Consider the following 18,186-nt stretch of genomic DNA (forward strand, 5'->3'; position numbering starts at 1 on the left):
CTAGGCGCTCTACTGAAAAGAGTACACTTTATTTGGTCGGCGGCAAGACCTCTCGCATCTCGGAAGGAGACGCGTCACAGCCCCGGCCGCCCGTCATGTCGATCGGCAAGGCCACGTGAGGACCCAGCGCCCACGAGGAGAGATCGGCTGCTCCTCCCTAGGCCTGAAGGCGATCTCGGCACCTGCACACCAAACACCCGGAGCCCAGCGTGATCCGGCGCTCGAAGGCGAGAAGATGGCACTCAATTGCCGTTTTAGCCGATACTTTGACGGGAACTCCTCGCGCTGACCGCACCGGCTGATGATCAAGGGAGCAACTTCGTGGGTGATGTACTGACACTGCCGAACTGGCTGCGCACGATCGGCGCCGGGCCGCACGGGGCGCATAGACGAGCGCTGCGTGACGACTCCGGCGAACTGACGTTTACCGAGCTGGTCAAGGCGATGGATGCCGTCGCGGCCGGACTGCGGCGCGCCGGCCTGCGGACCGGAGACCGCGTCGTGACGGCCATGGAGCCGTCGATACCGCACACCGTGGTCATCCTGGGCGCCCTGGCCTCCGGCCTGGTGGCCGCACCGCTCAATGACCGCCTGACCGGGCCGGAAGCACGCTCCTACCTCGCCACGCTCCGCCCCAGCGTGGTGATCGCGGACCCCGCCCATACGTCCCTCGCTCATGAGACGGGCTGTCGAGTCATCGAGTTGCCGGCCGCCGCCGACCCGAAGCCCATTGCGGACCGGACGGCCCCACTGGCGCTCCAGGATGGGCCTGTCACGCCCCCGGACGAGGACGCCCCGGCCGTCATCTTCGCCACCGGCGGCACGACCGGAACGCCGAAGGGTGTGTTTCACACCCATCGCAGCCTGTGGCTCTGGCTCAACACCTGCGCCCACGGGAATCCGCGGACAATCACCGATATCGAGCTGTTCTTCTCCCCGTTCTTTCACATCACGCTGGGAACGAACCTGTTGGCCCCTCTGCTCGCAGGTGGGGAAGTCTGGATCCAGCGGCGGTTCGACGCCGGCTCCGCACTCGCGGCCATCGACAGCGGCGCCAGCCGTCTGATGGGTGCCCCGACGATGTTCGCCGCACTTCGCGGCCACCCCGACTTCGCCACCACCCGCCGCGAGAACGTCACGGCGATCCGCTTCGGGTCCGCGCCCTCCACAGACGACTTCGTACGCGGTCTGCTGCGCGACTTCCCCAACGCAAGGATCCGTGCCGGATTCGGCGCCACCGAATTCGGCTCGGTCATGGGATTCGACCACGAAGACCTGCTGGCCGGCCGGTCCACCGGTGTGGGCCGGCCGCTTCCCGGCGCGGTCGTCCGGATCCTCGGTGAGGACGGCCGCGACGTCCCCGCAGGTGTCGTCGGCGACCTCGTGGTCTCCTGCCCATGGCAGGCCCACGGGTACTACGGAATGCCGGAGGAAACAGCGGGGACGTTCCGGGCCGATGGAGTGCACATCGGTGACCGTGCCTCACGGACGGAGGACGGTTGGGTGTTCATCGTCGGCCGTACGAAAGAGGTGATCATCAGCGGTGGCGAGAACGTGTACCCACGGGAGGTGGAGGAAGTGATCCTCCGTCACCCACGGGTCGCCGACGTCGTGGTGTACGGCCTGCCCGACGCGCACTGGGGGGAACGGGTCGAGGCCGGCATCGTGCCCGTTCAGGACGAGACGGTTGATCTTGAGGAGCTGCGCAGCTTCTGCCGGGCGGACCTGGCCGGCTACAAGCTCCCCAAGAACCTGCGTCTGCTCGACACGATCCCGCTCACCGCGAACAGCAAGCCCGACCGCCGACGAGTGCGCGCGGAAGCCCTCGTCGAAACCGCGGGCACGAGCGCCCAGGCATAACGCGTCGTACCCGGCCCGTGCCCCGGCGATCGGCGGCACCCCTGAACAGCCACAGCCTGCGCGGCCGGTGACGGTCTCACCGTCACCGGCCGCGCAGGCATGGTGTGAGGCTCTATCCGGCGCCTCCGCCGTTGGACTGCGAGATCCCCGGCGCGACGGCGCGGAACTTGTAGATGTAGCCGCCGTTGTCGCCACCGACGGTGATGTACCCGTCCTTCGTGCCCGGCTTGATCACCAGGTTGCTGACGAGGAGTTCCGGCTTGGGCCGCTGCGGTATGGCGATCGTGGCGATCAGGTCTCCGGTCCGGTTCCAGACGAGGATCTTCCCGGCGCCGAGGACCACCTGGTACACGTTGCCGGCGGAGTCGACGGAGTTGGAGTCGAAGCCGCCCTGGCCGACGTTGGCGGACATGCCCACGCCGCTCCCGACCACACTCTTCCCGTCGGGCGCGAGGGTGAGGTAGACCTCGCGGCCGAGGTTGTACTCACCCACCCACAAGCCGGAGAAATCCGGGGTGAACGAGATGCCGTTGGGATTGGACAGGCCGTCCTGCAGGACGATCGGGTCGGTGCCGTGGGCGTCGAGACGCACCACCCGGCCGACCGGGTTCTCCAGCGAGCCCTGGTAGTCGGTGACGTACATGTCCCCCGCCTTGTTGAAGGCGATGTCGTCGGGCACCATCGCCCGGCCGTCCACCGGCCCCGAGAAGACGGTCGTGAATCCGGTGCCGTCGGGGTTGAGCCGGTCGATCTTCCCGTTGTCGTAGTCGGTGACGTAGATCTTCCCGTCGGCCGGGCTGAACTGCAGGGACGAGAAGCGGCTCGTGGCGTCGGTGTAGACAGGCTTGACGGTCTTCGTCCGCAAGTCGTACCGGAGGATCTTGGGCTGTCCCGCCGGAGCGGTGAAGTCGACGAAGTACAGCTGCCCGTCGGGCCCGAAGGCCGGACCCTCCAGCACGGTCGCGTGCCCGAACGCCGACGGCGGGTCAAGAGGCACCACTTTGGCGACCTGAGCGGCCTGGATGCCACGCGCCGGCGTCCCCCGCCCCGCGTCCGAGGTCCGGACGGCGCCCTGGCCGCCGGTCGTACTCGCAGCGCTCGTGCCCCCTGGGCCGCCGACAACCAGGGCCACCACAAAGGCGGCCGCGAGCGCGAGCGATTTCCTGGTCCTGATCATGGTTTCATCCGATCCACTGCTCCAGATCATGGTTCTTCCGCTCCGCGACCCCGCTCCGAGATCTCGGATGACGTCGCGACGCGGGCGTAATTAGGGGGCCGGCCGGGCTCACCGTCCGGCACGCGCGCGGGGGCTCCCGCCACCCGGCCTTCCCCAGCCGGCGGCGCCCCGGCCTGCTACAGCAAACCTGCTACCGGAAACGGGTGAAGCTCGCCCTACGGGACATTCTTCGAGCCGCTGGCAGGAGGCTGATCGATCGCGGCGTGAGAGGCCCTCTGCCGCAGCAGGTTCTTCTGGATCTTTCCCGTCGATGTCTTGGGCAGCTCGCAGAAGACCACTTGGCGTGGTGTCTTGAACCCCGCGATCCTGGCCCGCACGAAGGTGACCAGTTCTGCTTCGGTGACCGATGTGCCGGACCTGAGCTTGACGTACGCGATCGGAACCTCACCCCATTTCGGGTGCGGTGTACCGACGACCGCGGCCTCCAGCACCGCCGGGTGCTCCGCGAGCGCGCTCTCCACTTCGACGCAAGTGATGTTCTCCCCGCCGGAGATGATGACGTCCTTGGCTCTGTCGCGCAGCTCGACATAGCCGTCCGCATGCATGACGCCCAGGTCGCCCGAGCGGAACCAGCCATCGGTGGTCGTCGCTGCGGCGGTCGCTTCGTCGTCGCGGTAGTAGCCGAGCATCACGTCATTGCCGCGCAGAACGATCTCGCCGAGAGTGCTGCCGTCAGCCGGCACGTCGGCACCATCGGAACCGACCACCCGCAGGGGTTCGGCGATGACGTTCGCTATGCCCTGTCGCGCCATCAGCGGTGCACGCTGTTCGACCGGCAGATCCCGCCACTCGGGCTGCGGGTCACATACAACGGCTGGGCCGAACGTCTCGGTGAGCCCGTAGAGATGACGGGTCTCAATGCCGAGCGTGCTCATCCTGGCAAGCAGCGCGGGCCAGGGCGGCGCGCCCCCGACGAACACCTGTACCGGGTGGGAGACCGGTGCTGTCGCAGCGGGGTCCTCTGCCATCATGGCCAGAACGGTGGGTGCCGCACAGAAGTGGGTGACACCGCTCTCGCGAATGGCATGCCAGATGTCCGGCGGGTTCACCTTGCGCAGGCAGTGGTGCACCGCCCCGGCCGCAGTCACCGCCCAGGGGAAGCACCAGCCGTTCGTGTGGAACATCGGCAGCGTCCACAGATACCGCGACGACGTGTCCAGCTTGGCGTGGTAGGCCATCGCCAGCGCCTGGAGATAGGCACCACGGTGGTGGTACATCACTCCCTTCGGCCGTCCCGTCGTACCGCTGGTGTAGTTGATCGACAGGAGGGATCTCTCGTCGGTGGCCGTCACCGCCCGCGGGGTGGCGCCTGCCAGCAAGGACTCGTACTCGTCCTGCGGCTGTCCTGAGCTGATCACTGCCGGCTGGATCTCACAGTGCTTCAGTGCCTCGGTCAGCACGTCGCGGTACGCGGAGTCCACGACCACCACGCCGGGAGCGCTGTGGTCGAGGATGTAGGCGATCTCGGCAGGCGCCAGCCTGGTGTTGAGTGCCACGAGGACCGCGCCGGCCAGTGGCACTCCGTAGTGCGCCTCCAGCAGCACATGGGTGTTGGGGGCCAGTACCGCGACCCGGTCCCCCGGCCGCACTCCGTGCCCGTCCAGCACGCCGGCCAGCGCCTGTGCCCGTTGCCAGAGCTCGGCATAGGAGTACCGCAGGTCGCCGTCGACGACCGCGAGGCGGTCGGCGAACACTTTGGCGGCGCGCGCGGCGAACGCCACCGGAGTCAGTTCGGAGAAGACCATCCCGTGCATCTTGACGCGCCTCCCCGCCCGGTTACGCCACGGCGATCGGCCGGAGCGGCGACCCTGTGCCGCCGCGAATGGTCAGCGGCAGGCCCACGAAGAGGAAGCTGGAGACCGAATCGGCCGCCAGACCCTCGCAGTTGACCCACTCCATGATGTGGATGCCCTGCTCATGGAGCAGGAACAAGTGCACGGGGAGCTGGTTCCCGGGCACCGTCGACGGCCTCACCTCGAAGGACATGGTGTCCGCGCCCACGTAGCGCGCGCCCTGCGACACGAGCCACTGTGCTCCGTCCAGTGCCACGCCACTGCCGTCGCTGTGCTTGCGGACCAGGTCGATGTCGGGCCAGAACTTCATCTGCCCCGTCCGCACCAGCACGATGTCCCCGTCCTGGATCGTCACCTCGGCAGCATCCGCCGCCTGCCGCAGATGCTGCTCACCGACGGCGAAGTGGGGCGGCAGGACTTCAAGACCGAGCGCCCGGGGGACGTCCAGCAGAACGCCTCTTCCGATGATGGGAGCCAGTTCCGAGGCGTCCCCGCGTTCGGCACCGTAATCGCCCAGTGCCTCATTCGCCGACACACCCCCATGCCATTCGTCGTTCTCCCCGCACGTCACATGACAGAGCGCGTCGATATGGGTCCCGGTGTGCAGGCTCCCCGACATGAGCTCGGACACGTAGCCCATCTGGACCTGGTTGGCATCCGGGTCGTCGAACGGGAACCGCTGAGAGACCCGCTGGCCTTGCGGCGAGCTGTAGGTGAGGACCTCGAAACGTGGGTAGCCGTCAAATGTAGGCATGTGCCGCCACCAACCCGAGGACAGGTCGTACACCGCACCCCTGGCTGGGATGCCGAGATTGCGGAGAAGGTCGTCTGCCTGGCGGTCCGGCCGGGTCTGCGAGTTCATGATGACGTCCCTTTCACGAGTTGCTGCAGAGGTGGCCCGATCGCTGCTGTCGATCAGGCCGTGACAGACATGCCGGCACCGGCCGTCAGTACCGTTCCGGTACTCCTCGCGGCGTCGCGCCGAGGCCGGCCGCGTACCGACCGGCTCTGCCGCCGGTCCCGCTGTCCGCGCCGGAGAACACGGCACAACCGCGCTCCGTGCATCCCGTTCTGCTCAGCATCAGTTCAGTGTACTCATTACCCGATATCAAGGTCTAGCCCGGCAGTGGACCAGACGTACTCCGCCTAGGAGCGCAGTAGACCTTGATCACACGCATCCCAACCGCCACCAAAGAGTGCACTTTTATCCTCGCTATGCTTCCTCGCGCGCGCCACTGGGCGCGGCTCGCTGCGGCCCGGACCCAACTCAGCCCTCGCGGCGGTGAGTTCACGGGAATGATCGTCCGGCAGGGGGAAGCCCACGCTCCGGAGGCCAGTGGGTGCTCGTAATCGGCGCGGCTCCGAGAGGCGACTTCGCGCGCACCAGGTCCCAGGAGGGGTCTTCCCGCAGGCTGCTTTCGGCGCACACCGCTAATGCCAGGCGCGGACACGCTGATCGCGACACTCTCCACGCCATTTACCGGCCCGGTCGTCGCCCGCTGATCACGGCCGCGTCAAAAGTGACCCGACGGGGAGTGCCCGCGGAGCAGGACGAGCTGTTCACCGGGCGCCGCCCTTGGGCAGGCGGCCCAGGATCTGTGTCTACGACTCGTTCTTCAACAGCTCCGCCACGGCTTGCAAGTGCCGCCGCATCCGGTGTTGTGCGAGCGGGGCGTCGCCGGCCACGATCGCCGCGACCATCGCCTGGTGAGCTTGGTGGGACTTGAGAGCGGCGTCGCGACTGCCCTCGTCCGGTAGGTCACCGGACGCCCATTCGTCCTGCACCATGTCCTGGTCCAGCTGGGCCAACACCTCGACGAAGAGGGTGATCGCCGGGTTACCGGCCAATTCAGCGATCACGCTGTGGAGGTTCCGCGCGTGCCCGAGCGTCACACCCTGGTCCATGAGCTCCCGCTCGGTCTCCAGGGCGCCCGTCAGGCGTGCGATTCCCGCCTCGGTCAGTTTCTCGATCGCGGTGGTGACACCCGCGAGTTCGAGGGCCATCCTCGCCTCGAACAGCTGACGCCGGCTGACGGCTGCGTGCCGGAGGTAAACCCGCGCGGCATCGCGGACGATGCCGGGGTCAGGTTCCGTGACGACGAGGCCACCGCCCGGCCCACGCCGCATACGCGCCATCTGGTGATGCTCGATGAGCCGGACGGCTTCGCGGAACACGGCACGGCTCACGCCGTAGCGTTCGATCAGATCCCGCTCGGACCCGAGGACCGACCCGGTGCGCCAGCCCTCCTTGACGATGTCCTTCTCGATCAGCGCCGCCACGGTCTCGGCGAGTCGCTGACTCCCCCGTCCGGCAGGTGCGGTGTCGCTCTTCCAGTCGCCCGTCATGGACAGATCTGCCCTGTCTGAGAATCATTGCCTTGGCAACATCGCAGTGCATAGAGAGCACTCTTCCTGAGACCCACTATAGGTGACCTGGGAGAAAGCCGCGCCGATTCCGCGAGGGGGACCAAATAAGTCTCCTCATCCTCCGCGCAGGCGCACCAGAAGACCGCGCGCCGCCCGGTCCCCGCCCGGCGCGGACCACGCCGGACGGGGACCGCTGTCTCAGGCGATCGGCGGGCGCCGGTAGGACGGCCGGCCCGGGCCGCGTGCCATCGAGTATCCGGCAATACCGGCGAGCGCGCCCAGGACTCCGCCGCCCACGGTCCAGATCCAGCGGTCGGACCACCAGCCGGACGACCAGCCGTCCTCGGGTTCGGCGGCGGTACCCGCGGGCGTCGCCGCATCCGGCGTACCCGCCGAGTCCGAGGCCCCCGCGGTGTCCGACGGGGACGACGTGGCCGATGAAGCGTCCGGCGCGGTGACCGCCGTCAGCGGGGACGAGAGCGAACCGTCCACGGCATGTGCTCCGCCGTCACCGGACGAGGTGGCCACGACGTCCGCCTGCACCGGCAGCCCGAGGTCCTCCTGCGGAAGGTCGATGACCGTCAGCCGGATGTAATAGCTGCCCGGCAGCGGGTCGTTGGCCCAGGGCTCCGCCCAGGACCGGACCGTACGCAGATGGCAGGTCATGGTGACGGAGGCGGCATCCGCCGACGCCACCCTGCTCTGGCTGCCGTACTGGCACGACTGCCGCCTGCGCAGCCCGTCGTAGACATCGAGCTGCCAGGTCGAGGCACCGTGACGGGCGGAGGCTTCCGGCAGCTTCACGGTGGCGTCGACCGTGGCCGACTGGCCCGCGTCGGCGGGGAAGACCCAGTACAGGTAGTCGCCGGTCGAGGCGCTCACGGTGGCGTGCCGGCCCTGCCGGATGGCGGTCGCCGTCCGGAATGCCGTGCCGGCCTGGGACGGCGCCCCGCTGCCGTCCGCCGGGGAAGCCGAAGAGGAGACATCCGGAGACGGCGTCCCCGTGTCAGCCGCTGCGGCGCCGGCCCCGCCGAAGAGAGCCAGCCCGGCCAGGACGGTGAGCGGGAATATCCGGTTGATCCGCATCAGTTGGTCCTCCCGGCGAAGCGCAAGCGTGAAACCCAGCCCCACAGCACACCCGCGACCAGGCCGGTGAGGGCCAGGACGCCGAGCAGCCACCAGCCGCGGCCGAGCCCGAAGGCGGCCACGTCGGATGCCTTGCCGGGTGCGTCCACGACGGCGATGTTCAGTTCGACGGGCAGGCCGGGCGTGGTCTTGACCGACGGCGGCGCCGAGAAGGAGTTGCTGACCTGGAGGCAGACCGTCTCCGCCTGGCTCTGTGCGTCGTCCGATCCGACAGACGGCTTCGGATAGCGCAGGCCCGTGGAGATGGCGTCGGTGCGCCCGGTGCCCGACTCCTGCCCTCGTACGAGCTCCCGCCCGTGGACGGTCAATGCCCGGAGCAGTACGCCGTAGTCGTTGTTGACGGCCCGGTCGGCGGCGACACTGACGGAGGCGCGGAGTTCCTGGCCGGGCCGGACGTCCACCCGGTACCAGCGGTGCTCGGCGAACCTCTCCCGGTCGCTGTAGAGCCCGGCCTTGAGCTGCGGGGCGTTCGTGCAGGTGTCCGTACCCTCGGTGGCCACGGGTGTGGTGACGGGGGCCGCCGCTCGGTCCACCAACTGCGTGACGCGCCCGGAGAGTTCATTGGTGTGGCGTACGGAGGTGTACGTGCCGCCGGTCGCCTCGGCGATGCAGCTCAGCTGCTTCTGGGTCTTGGCGTCGGGCACCAGACCCAGGGTGTCGATGACGAGGTGGATGCCCTGGGCCGCGATGTCGCGTGCCACAACGCACGGGTCGAGCGGCGCGCAGGTGTCCTCGCCGTCACTGATGAGGACGATACGGCGGGTGGCTTCACCGCCCTTGAGGTCCCGGGCCGCCGCCTGGAGGGCGGGTCCGATCGGTGTCCAGCCGGTGGGCGCGAGCGTGGCGACCGCCGTCTTGGCCTCGGTCCGGTCGAGTTGCCCCACCGGGTACAGCTGCCGGGTGTCCTTGCACCCGGTCCTGCGGTCGTTGCCGGGGTAGTTCGCACCCAGCGTGCGTATGCCCAGTTGCACCTGCTCGGGCACCGAGTCGAGAACTTCGTTGAAGGCCTGCTTCGCCGCCGTCATCCGCGAGCCGCCGTCGATGTCGCGCGTGCGCATCGAGCCACTGACGTCGAGCACCAACTCGACCTTGGGCGATGGCTTGTCGGACGGTTCATCGGCAGCGGCGGCGCCGGTGGGGAAGGTTCCGACGACCAGGGCAGCCAGGAGCGTGCACACTCCGGCCGCCAGCCGTTTTCTCATGATCATCACCGGATCGTACGGAGCCTGCCCCCATATCTCCAAAACGCTTCCCGGGGAGGGGAGTTCGGACGTGCCAACCGGTCGGCCGAATCGTTACGGGGCCCCGGAACCTGGGCGTGAACCGCGTTACGCCAGGACGAGAACGGCGGCCGTTGCCGCGCCGAGCGAGGCGCCCGCGACCGTCTGCGCGACGGAGTGGTAGGCGAGCGCGACACGGGACCAGCAGACCACGGCCACCAGCACATACCCGGCGATCCACCACGGCGCGTGGACGGCGGCCAGCATCGCGACGACCGCCGAGGCCACGGCCGCGTCCACACTGATCTTCCATACGGTGTTGACCGCCAGCAGGACCACGGTCATCGCCCAGAGGGCGAGCATGGCCAGCAGGATCCCCCGGGGCGCGCCGCCCGCGATCATCAGGGCAGCGCCGGTCCCGACCGAACCGAGGATGACGAGGAAGATCGGCGCGCGCTGCTTGCGGTCCACCACATGCCGGTCCCCCCAAGTGCCGCGCCGGCGCTCCCACTCGATGAACGCCGCGGGAACCAGCCCCGCGCACACGGCGCCGAGCAGTCCCCAGGGGATGCCGGTCCAGTCCCCCGCCGCCGCGATGCCGATACCGGGCATTCCCGCCAACAGGACGTTACGTGGCTGGAGTACGTCCGTGACGGTGCGGGCCACAGCTGTACTCGTCATGCGGTGATACGCACCCCGCCCGGCGCTGTGGCGGTCCCTCACGGTAGCGGTGTCGGGATCGGTCTTCATGGATCCGCACAATACCGGCGGGCAGGGCAGGGCAGGACGTCGCGGCGTAGCGGCGGAGTCAGACGGGCCGGTGTGCGATGACGCCGAACATGGTGACGGACATATGCAGCGCGCTGTGCTCAGCGGCCGACGCGAGGTCCGCGTACAGCTGGTCCCGCTGCTGCTCCGTGATCAGTTCGCGCTTCACCGCTGTCTCACCGAGCATCCGGATGATGGACCAGCTGACCTTCCGGTGATCCTGGATGAGCGCCTGCGAGCCGAGGTCGTCGATCTCCAGCCCCACAGCGGCCAGTTGGCCTGCCAGTCTGCGTCCGGCATTCGGGTTGGCCGCCATCGTGAGGGCGCCACCGGTGAGGACCGCCACCACCTCCGGGTCTCCGGGATGCAGGATCGTGGTGGCCCAGTCGGTGTCGAGCAGGGCGACGCGACCTCCCGGCCGCAGCACGCGCGCGATCTCGGCGGCCGCCCTGTCCGGTTCTGTGAGGTGCTGGAACACCCGCTCGCACCAGACGACATCAAGGCCGGCGTCCTCCACCGGGAGCGCGCAGGCGTCGCCGGACACGAAGCGGGCACTGCTCCGCGCCTCGGCCGCACGGTGCTCGGCGACCTCCCGCAGCCCCGGGTTCGGCTCCACCCCGGTCGCCGCGCCGCTGTCGGTCACCGCCGCCGCGAGCAACTGGGTCTCCGATCCGGTCCCGGCCCCGATGTCGAGCGCGCGCTCACCCGGGCGGGCGGCCAGCGCGTGGTGTGCCCACTCCCGCAGCCGGCGCACGCCCTGGCTCGCCGCCTGCACGTCCAGCGCTCCGACCAGTCGGTCGGTGGTCGAAGGTGTGATGTTGTCCGAGTGGAACGCCGAGGTCGGCCGCGAATCCGCCATGCCCGCCACTCTATTGCTCTGCCGGCGCAGCTGTACGGCCCTGCCCCCTCAGCCTGGATCCACCCGCTCAGTCGCACAACGAGCGCCGACGACACAGCGCCCACGGCAGGGCACGGTCCGTATCCGGCGGGGCCCTGCCCCGTGGTTCAGCAGGCGGACTCTCCTCCGGCCCGCGAAGATGGGCTGTGCCAGGCAGGGGTCAGGGCGCGATTCACACGTGCCGTCACCCGTCCCACGGGGCAGGCGGGAAGGGGACGGACGACCGGGCAGACCTGAGAAGGGACGAACACCGTGGGACGACCCAGGATTCTCGTAGTGGGCGCAGGCTTCGCCGGAGTGGAGTGCGTACGCCGTCTTGAGCGGCGGCTCATCCCCGGCGAGGCGGAGATCGCGCTTGTCGCGCCCTTCTCCTACCAGCTCTATCTGCCCTTGCTGCCCCAGGTCGCCTCCGGCGTCCTCACCCCGCAGTCGGTCGCCGTGTCGCTGCGCCGAAGCCGGAAACACCGCACCCGGATCATTCCCGGCGGCGCAATCGGGGTCGACACCAAGGCGAAGGTCTGCGTCATCCGCGACATCACCGGTGAGATCGTCAACGAGCGCTACGACCAGATCGTGCTGTCCCCGGGCAGCATCACCCGTACGTTCGACATCCCGGGCCTCGTCGACAACGCCCGCGGGATGAAGACGCTCGCCGAGGCCGCGTACATCCGCGACCACGTGATCGCCCAGTTGGACCTGGCGGACGCCAGTCACGACGAGGCGGAGCGGGCGTCCCGGCTCCAGTTCGTGGTGGTCGGCGGCGGTTACGCGGGCACCGAGACGGCCGCCTGCCTGCAGCGCCTCACCACGAACGCCGTGAAGCACTATCCGCGCATTGATCCGAAGCTGGTCAAATGGCATCTGATCGACATCGCTCCGAAGCTGATGCCGGAGCTGGGCGACAAGCTCGGACGCAGTGCGCTGGAGATCCTGCGCGGACGCGGCATCGAGGTCTCGCTCGGGGTGTCGATCGCCGAGGCCGGTCCGGACAAGGTGACGTTCACCGACGGCCGGGTCCTCCCGTGCCGCACTCTGATCTGGACAGCGGGGGTCGCGGCGAGTCCGCTGATCGGCACGCTGGGCACCGAGACGGTACGCGGACGGCTCGCGGTGACACCTGAGATGACGGTGCCCGGACTCGACGGGGTCTACGCCCTCGGTGACGCCGCCGCCGTGCCTGACCTCGCCAAGGGGGACGACGCGATCTGCCCGCCCACCGCACAGCACTCGATGCGCCAGGGCCGGAAGCTCGCGGAGAACATCGTGGCCTCGCTGCGCCATCAGCCGCTCCAGCCGTACGTCCACAAGGACCTGGGTCTTGTGGTCGACCTGGGCGGCAGGGACGCCGTCTCGAAGCCGCTCGGAATCGAGCTGCGCGGCCTGTCGGCGCAGGCGGTGGCCCGCGGTTACCACTGGTCGGCGCTGCGCACCAATGTCGCCAAGACCCGGGTGATGACCAACTGGATGATCAACGCCATCGCCGGGGACGACTTCGTACGGACCGGTTTCCAGGCCCAGAAGCGCGCGACCCTGCGCGACTTCGAGTACACGGACTCCTATCTCACCCCGGAGCAGGTGCGTCAGCACACGGCGTCGATGACGGCCCGGGGCTGACGCGAACCACCCGGGGCTGCCCGTAGTCCCCCCGGCTATGCGTCGTGCTCCGAGACGTGCCTGGCACGGCTCGGCTGCACTCGTTTGGGCTCACCCGGCATCTTCGGGTACTCGGGCGGATACGGGAGGTCGCCCAGGCCGCGGTCCCGCTCGTCCCGGTCGGCCAGTTCCAGCAGGGCGTCCAGGCGGAATCGGTGGTCGTCCATGTCCGCGTGCACGTCACCGAGGCCGGCGTAGCGGTCCCGCATGGAGGCGATGTCGAAGTCGGCGGGGTGCACGCTGTCGACCTCGTCCCAGCGCAGCGGCGCCGACACCTGGGCGCGCGGATGGGGGCGGACCGAGTAGGCGGAGGCGATCGTGCGGTCGCGGGCCGTCTGGTTGAAGTCGACGAAGATGCGCTCGCCCCGCTCCTCCTTCCACCAGGCCGTGGTCACCCGCTCCGGCATCCGGCGCTCCAGCTCGCGCCCGCAGGCGATGACGGCACGCCGTACCTCGGTGAAGGTCCACCGGGGCTCGATGGGTACGAAGAGGTGGAGTCCACGGCCGCCGGACGTCTTGGGCCAGCCGCGCAGCCCGCCGAAGTCGTCGAGTACGGCGCGCAGTTCGTGTGCTGCGCGCACGGCGTCGTCGAAGTCGGTGCCCGGCTGCGGGTCGAGATCGATCCGGAGCTCGTCCGGGTGTTCGGGATCCTGCCGGCGCACCGGCCAGGGATGGAAGGTGAAGGTGGCGAACTGCGCGGCCCAGAGCACCGCGGCCGGCTCGGTGGGGCACATCTCGTCCGCCGTACGGCCGCTGGGAAAGGTGACGGTGCCGGTGGGGATCCAGTCCGGAAGGTTCTTCGGCGCGCGCTTCTGGTAGAAGGACTCGCCGGCCAGCCCGTCGGGGTAGCGCTGGAGCGTGGTGGGGCGGTCCCGCAACGCGCGGGTGATGCCCGCGCCGACCGCGATGTAGTACTGGGCGAGGTCGAGCTTGGTGAAGCCCCGTTCCGGAAAGTAGATCTTGTCGGGACTGGAGAGCCGTACCGTCCGCTCCCCCGCTTCGAGCTCCACTGCTGCACCCATGCGGGTCACGCTAGGCGCCGGGGGCGCGCTTCGCATATCGGGCGGGACGCGGCGTCCGACGGCAGAATCCGAGTATGGATCTGCCTGTTCTGCCGCCCGTCAGGCCCATGCTCGCCAAGTCCGTGAAGAAGATCCCGCCCGGTATGCAGTACGAGGGCAAGTGGGACGGATTCCGGGCGATCGTCTTCCGGGACGGCCCGGAGGCCGAGCTGACCAGCCGTACGGGCAAGCCGCTCACCCGGTACTTCCCCGAGCTGGCGGACGCACTGCTGCGCAACCTGCCCGAGCGGTGCGTCCTGGACGGCGAGATCGTCATCACCCGGGACGGCCGGCTGGACTTCGACGCGCTCACCGAGCGGATCCACCCCGCGGCGTCCCGGGTGAGACTGCTCGCCGAACAGACCCCCGCGTCGTTCATCGCGTTCGACCTGCTGGCCCTCGGTGACGAGTCGCTGATGGCGACGGGCCAGGCGGTCAGGCGCGAACGGCTGACCTCGGCGCTGGCCCAGGCCGGGCCGCCGGTACATCTCGCGCCGGCGACGACCGACGTGGCGGTGGCCGAGGACTGGTTCCGCACCTTCGAGGGCGCCGGTCTCGACGGCGTGGTGGCCAAGCCGCTCGGCCTGCCGTATCTCCCCAACGAGCGCGCGATGTACAAGATCAAGCACGAACGCACGGCGGACGTGGTCGTGGCCGGCTACCGCCTCCACCGGTCCGGCCCGGTCGTCGGGTCGCTGCTGCTGGGTCTGTACGACAGCGAGGGCGCTCTCCAGCACGTCGGCGTCTGCGCGGCGTTCTCCATGAAGCGCCGCGCGGAACTCGTCACCGAACTGGAGCCCCTGCGCATGGAGTCGGCAGCCGGGCACCCCTGGGCGGCGTGGGCCGAGGAGGCGGCACATGAGACGGCACGGCTGCCGGGAGCGCCCAGCCGCTGGAGCGGCAAGAAGGATCTGTCGTGGATTCCGCTGCGTCCCGAGCGGGTGCTCGAGGTGGCGTACGACCACATGGAGAACGGCGCACGGTTCCGGCACACCACCCAGTGGCGCCGGTGGCGCCCGGACCGGGACCCGCAGAGCTGCACGTATGCGCAGCTGGAGGAACCGGCCGGTCCGGGCCTGGCGGACATCCTGAACGCCTGAGCCGTCCCGGCCACGTCTGCCAGGTACTTGCGTGCGCTGCTTAATTGCAGGCGCGTTATAGTTGTCCGCGGGGACGTACAGGCACCCAAGGGTCGACAACCGCCCAGGTGGCTCCCGCCGAAGGAGGTACCGATGACCGCGACGGATCCGGCGATGACCGCTCTGAGCCAGAGCTGGTGCGCCCTCTCCCTCCTGCACGGAAGGATCGAGGCCCACATCGAGCGCGCGCTCCAGGCCGGCCACGGGCTGAGCGTGCGCGAATACTCACTGCTCGACGTCCTGAGCCGCCAGCACGACGGAGAGGGCGGTCATCTGCAGATGAAGCAGGTCGCCGAGGCGGTGGTCCTCAGCCACTCCGCCACCACCCGGCTCGTCACCCGCCTGGAAGACCGGGGGCTGCTCTCCAGGTACCTCTGCCCCACCGACCGGCGCGGCATCTACACCGACGTCACGTCCGCCGGCGCGCTGCTCCTGGAACAGGCCCGTCCCACCAATGTCGCGGCCCTGCGCACCGCTCTCGACCGGGCGGCGGCCGACCCCGAGCTGGCGCCGCTCGTCAGCGCGGTCGGAGCAGCGACGACCGTGCAGGCAGCGGAGGCGGCCGAGTCCACCGGCATTTAATTTCCGCCCTGCGGGAATAACGGCGCCGCTGGGTTGATTTTCCGCGATCCGAGCACTCTTCGAGAAAATCTGCCACGCATCGTGGTGCGCAGCGTGCTACTGTCGTTACCAGTTGCAGTTGTGGTTCCCAAAGACTTCAAGTGCTCTCACTGGCTTTCTGTGCCGGTGGGCGCACTTTTGTATTTCCGGAGTATTCCGGACGTGGTAATCATCGCGGCGACGTGGGGTTCGCACAGTGCGGGCCTCCGGGCATTTTGCCCCGAAGGAGAGTTTCACATGGCATCTGGCACCGTCAAGTGGTTCAACGCGGAAAAGGGCTTCGGCTTCATCGAGCAGGAGGGTGGCGGCGCTGACGTCTTCGCCCACTACTCGAACATCGCCGCCCAGGGCTTCCGCGAGCTCCAGGAAGGCCAGAAGGTGACCTTCGACGTCACGCAGGGCCAGAAGGGCCCGCAGGCCGAGAACATCGTTCCCGCCTGACGCATGACACGCAGCTGGGGCCCGCACCTTGGGGTGCGGGCCCCAGCTCGTTGCTTTGTTCGGGCTTCGCCCGGTTCCCTGTTACGGTGCCGGAGAGGCCCGTTGCCAGGTGCGCACCGCGGCCCCGCTGGGGGCTGGGTGCGCCGCCCGTCGCTTCCTGAGGACGGACGAGGGCCCGCCTGACCCCCTACGCGCCGGTGCACCAGCCGCCTCCGTTCGGCAGTTTCCGGCCGTTTTCGAACTCACCGCCCCGGCATTTCTCCGATCTGTCCGGCCTTGATTTCGCTCTTTACTTCGGCTCGTTCTTGCGATTCTTCGGCCTCTTGTCCGCTGCCGAGAATTCCTCGATACGTGCCACATCGAGGAAGGATCCGCATGGACCGCACAGCACGCTCGAACGACCGTTACGCCCGTACCCGCACCGGTGGTGGCGCAGGTTCCGGCAGGGGCGGCTTCCGCTCCCAGGCGCCGAGCCGCTCGGGCGGCTCGGGCCGCTCCGGCGCGCCCAGCCGCTCCGGTGGCCGAGGCCGCAGGCCCGCACCGCAGGGCGAGTTCGCACTGCCCGTCACGATCACACCGGCACTGCCCCCGGCCGCCTCGTTCGCCGACATGGAGCTGCCGCCCGAGCTGCTGAAGATGCTCACCAGCCTGGGGATGAACGAGCCGTTCCCCATCCAGTCCGCCACGCTCCCGAACTCGCTGGCCGGCCGGGACGTCCTGGGACGCGGCCGCACCGGGTCGGGCAAGACCCTCGCCTTCGGCCTCGGCATGCTCGTCCGTACCGCCGGGCAGCGCGCCCAGCCGCGTCAGCCGCTGGCGCTGGTCCTCGTACCCACCCGCGAGCTGGCCCAGCAGGTCACCGACGCGCTCACCCCGTACGCCAGGTCGCTGAGGCTGCGGCTGGCCACGGTGGTGGGCGGCATGTCGATCGGCAGGCAGGCGAGCGCGCTGCGGGGCGGCGCCGAGATCGTCGTCGCGACGCCCGGCCGGCTCAAGGACCTCATCGAGCGTGGCGACTGCCGCCTCGACCGGGTCAGCATCACGGTGCTTGACGAGGCCGACCAGATGGCCGACATGGGCTTCATGCCGCAGGTCACCGAACTGCTCGACCAGGTGCGTCCCGACGGGCAGCGCATGCTGTTCTCGGCCACCCTTGACCGCAATGTCGACCTGCTGGTCCGCCGCTATCTGCACGACCCGGTGGTCCACTCCGTCGACCCCTCGGCGGGTGCGGTGACCACGATGGAGCACCACGTGCTGCACATCCACGGGTCCGACAAGTACGCGACGACCACCGAGATCGCCGCCCGTGACGGCCGGGTGCTGATGTTCCTCGACACCAAGCACGCCGTGGACCAGCTGACCAAGCACCTGCTGAACAGCGGCGTACGGGCCGCCGCGCTGCACGGCGGGAAGTCCCAGCCGCAGCGCACCCGGACCCTCGCGCAGTTCAAGACGGGCCATGTCACCGTGCTGGTGGCCACCAATGTCGCGGCCCGCGGTATCCACGTCGACAACCTCGACCTGGTCGTCAACGTGGACCCGCCCAGCGACCACAAGGACTACCTGCACCGGGGCGGACGTACGGCGCGCGCCGGCGAGTCCGGCAGCGTCGTCACCCTGGTGCTGCCCAACCAGCGGCGTGACATGAGCCGGCTGATGGCCGACGCCGGCATCACCCCGCGCATCGCCCAGGTACGGTCCGGGGAGGCCGAGCTGAGCCGCATCACCGGCGCCCAGGCACCCTCGGGTGTCCCGGTCACCGTCTCCTCACCGGTCGCGGAGCGCACCAAGGGCAGCCCCTCGTCGGCTCGCGGCCGGCGCAGCCGCCCCGCCCAGGCCCGCCGTACGGCGGGTGCGCCCCGAGGCCGCTCCGGCAATCCGCCGCAGCAGTCGTCCTCGTACAAGAACGTCGCCTGACGGAAGCCCGTACCGGGTGACCCGCTGATCGCCGCTCCGCACTGCGCGGGGCGGCGATCGGA

At 69.3% G+C, this 18,186-nt stretch carries 15 protein-coding genes; 6 read left to right on the plus strand and 9 right to left on the minus strand.

Going from position 1 to position 18,186, the window contains the following annotated elements:
• Positions 1-321: 321 nt before the first annotated feature.
• Positions 322-1,860, plus strand: a complete 1,539-nt coding sequence (locus OG452_RS01150; RefSeq protein WP_327293692.1) for a class I adenylate-forming enzyme family protein — start codon at positions 322-324, stop codon at positions 1,858-1,860.
• Positions 1,861-1,972: 112 nt separating this feature from the next.
• Here OG452_RS01150 and OG452_RS01155 read toward each other — a convergent pair whose 3' ends face one another.
• The 8 genes from OG452_RS01155 to OG452_RS01190 all read right to left on the minus strand — a co-directional run bounded on the left by OG452_RS01155 (position 1,973) and on the right by OG452_RS01190 (position 11,250).
• Positions 1,973-3,037 carry an SMP-30/gluconolactonase/LRE family protein gene (locus OG452_RS01155; RefSeq protein WP_327293693.1) on the minus strand — a complete coding sequence of 355 codons (1,065 nt, stop codon included), beginning with the start codon at positions 3,035-3,037 and terminating at the stop codon, positions 1,973-1,975.
• Between the two features lie 215 nt (positions 3,038-3,252).
• Positions 3,253-4,842 (minus strand): AMP-binding protein, encoded by a 1,590-nt coding sequence (locus OG452_RS01160; protein ID WP_327293694.1) that lies wholly within the window; start codon positions 4,840-4,842, stop codon positions 3,253-3,255.
• A 31-nt stretch (positions 4,843-4,873) separates the two neighbouring features.
• Positions 4,874-5,752 (minus strand): cyclase family protein, encoded by an 879-nt coding sequence (locus tag OG452_RS01165; RefSeq protein ID WP_327293695.1) that lies wholly within the window; start codon positions 5,750-5,752, stop codon positions 4,874-4,876.
• Positions 5,753-6,492: 740 nt separating this feature from the next.
• Positions 6,493-7,236, minus strand: a complete 744-nt coding sequence (locus OG452_RS01170) for a FadR/GntR family transcriptional regulator (protein WP_327293696.1) — start codon at positions 7,234-7,236, stop codon at positions 6,493-6,495.
• Between the two features lie 219 nt (positions 7,237-7,455).
• Positions 7,456-8,343, minus strand: a complete 888-nt coding sequence (locus OG452_RS01175; protein ID WP_327293697.1) for a hypothetical protein — start codon at positions 8,341-8,343, stop codon at positions 7,456-7,458.
• Positions 8,343-9,611, minus strand: coding sequence for a VWA domain-containing protein (locus OG452_RS01180; RefSeq protein ID WP_327293698.1), 1,269 nt, complete (start codon positions 9,609-9,611; stop codon positions 8,343-8,345). Before OG452_RS01180 ends, OG452_RS01175 begins: the two co-directional genes overlap by 1 nt.
• Positions 9,612-9,731: 120 nt before the next feature.
• Positions 9,732-10,304, minus strand: coding sequence for a hypothetical protein (locus OG452_RS01185; RefSeq protein WP_327293699.1), 573 nt, complete (start codon positions 10,302-10,304; stop codon positions 9,732-9,734).
• A gap of 127 nt (positions 10,305-10,431) precedes the next feature.
• Entirely contained in the window at positions 10,432-11,250 is an 819-nt protein-coding gene (locus OG452_RS01190; protein ID WP_327293700.1) for a methyltransferase domain-containing protein, read from the minus strand.
• A gap of 291 nt (positions 11,251-11,541) precedes the next feature.
• On the opposite strand from OG452_RS01190, the gene OG452_RS01195 reads away from it, so the two are divergent.
• Complete coding sequence (locus OG452_RS01195; RefSeq protein ID WP_327293701.1) at positions 11,542-12,903, plus strand: NAD(P)/FAD-dependent oxidoreductase; 1,362 nt, start codon at positions 11,542-11,544, stop codon at positions 12,901-12,903.
• Between the two features lie 35 nt (positions 12,904-12,938).
• On the opposite strand, the gene ligD is transcribed toward OG452_RS01195, so the two are convergent.
• Entirely contained in the window at positions 12,939-13,964 is a 1,026-nt protein-coding gene (gene ligD, locus OG452_RS01200; protein WP_327293702.1) for a non-homologous end-joining DNA ligase, read from the minus strand.
• 74 nt (positions 13,965-14,038) lie between these two features.
• On the opposite strand from ligD, the gene OG452_RS01205 reads away from it, so the two are divergent.
• The 4 genes from OG452_RS01205 to OG452_RS01220 all read left to right on the plus strand — a co-directional run bounded on the left by OG452_RS01205 (position 14,039) and on the right by OG452_RS01220 (position 18,124).
• Positions 14,039-15,103: an ATP-dependent DNA ligase gene (locus OG452_RS01205; RefSeq protein WP_327293703.1), complete on the plus strand. Its 1,065-nt coding sequence runs from the start codon at positions 14,039-14,041 to the stop codon at positions 15,101-15,103.
• A 132-nt stretch (positions 15,104-15,235) separates the two neighbouring features.
• Positions 15,236-15,724, plus strand: a complete 489-nt coding sequence (locus OG452_RS01210; RefSeq protein WP_327293704.1) for a MarR family winged helix-turn-helix transcriptional regulator — start codon at positions 15,236-15,238, stop codon at positions 15,722-15,724.
• 276 nt (positions 15,725-16,000) lie between these two features.
• Complete coding sequence (locus OG452_RS01215) at positions 16,001-16,204, plus strand: cold-shock protein (RefSeq protein ID WP_164265153.1); 204 nt, start codon at positions 16,001-16,003, stop codon at positions 16,202-16,204.
• Between the two features lie 375 nt (positions 16,205-16,579).
• Complete coding sequence (locus OG452_RS01220) at positions 16,580-18,124, plus strand: DEAD/DEAH box helicase (RefSeq protein WP_327293705.1); 1,545 nt, start codon at positions 16,580-16,582, stop codon at positions 18,122-18,124.
• Positions 18,125-18,186: the final 62 nt, after the last annotated feature.

Source organism: Streptomyces sp. NBC_01197 (genome assembly GCF_036010505.1).
In the GTDB taxonomy this organism is placed as follows: Bacteria; Actinomycetota; Actinomycetes; order Streptomycetales; family Streptomycetaceae; genus Streptomyces.

Coding starts and splice junctions, on each gene's coding strand:
- OG452_RS01205 (WP_327293703.1), top strand. CDS start 14,039: ATGGATCTGCCTGTTCTGCCGCCCGTCAGGCCCATGCTCGCCAAGTCC.
- OG452_RS01175 (WP_327293697.1), bottom strand. CDS start 8,343: ATGCGGATCAACCGGATATTCCCGCTCACCGTCCTGGCCGGGCTGGCT.
- OG452_RS01215 (WP_164265153.1), top strand. CDS start 16,001: ATGGCATCTGGCACCGTCAAGTGGTTCAACGCGGAAAAGGGCTTCGGC.
- OG452_RS01190 (WP_327293700.1), bottom strand. CDS start 11,250: ATGGCGGATTCGCGGCCGACCTCGGCGTTCCACTCGGACAACATCACA.
- OG452_RS01210 (WP_327293704.1), top strand. CDS start 15,236: ATGACCGCGACGGATCCGGCGATGACCGCTCTGAGCCAGAGCTGGTGC.
- ligD (WP_327293702.1), bottom strand. CDS start 13,964: ATGGGTGCAGCAGTGGAGCTCGAAGCGGGGGAGCGGACGGTACGGCTC.
- OG452_RS01180 (WP_327293698.1), bottom strand. CDS start 9,611: ATGATCATGAGAAAACGGCTGGCGGCCGGAGTGTGCACGCTCCTGGCT.
- OG452_RS01170 (WP_327293696.1), bottom strand. CDS start 7,236: ATGACGGGCGACTGGAAGAGCGACACCGCACCTGCCGGACGGGGGAGT.
- OG452_RS01165 (WP_327293695.1), bottom strand. CDS start 5,752: ATGAACTCGCAGACCCGGCCGGACCGCCAGGCAGACGACCTTCTCCGC.
- OG452_RS01185 (WP_327293699.1), bottom strand. CDS start 10,304: ATGACGAGTACAGCTGTGGCCCGCACCGTCACGGACGTACTCCAGCCA.
- OG452_RS01220 (WP_327293705.1), top strand. CDS start 16,580: ATGGACCGCACAGCACGCTCGAACGACCGTTACGCCCGTACCCGCACC.
- OG452_RS01160 (WP_327293694.1), bottom strand. CDS start 4,842: ATGGTCTTCTCCGAACTGACTCCGGTGGCGTTCGCCGCGCGCGCCGCC.
- OG452_RS01155 (WP_327293693.1), bottom strand. CDS start 3,037: ATGATCAGGACCAGGAAATCGCTCGCGCTCGCGGCCGCCTTTGTGGTG.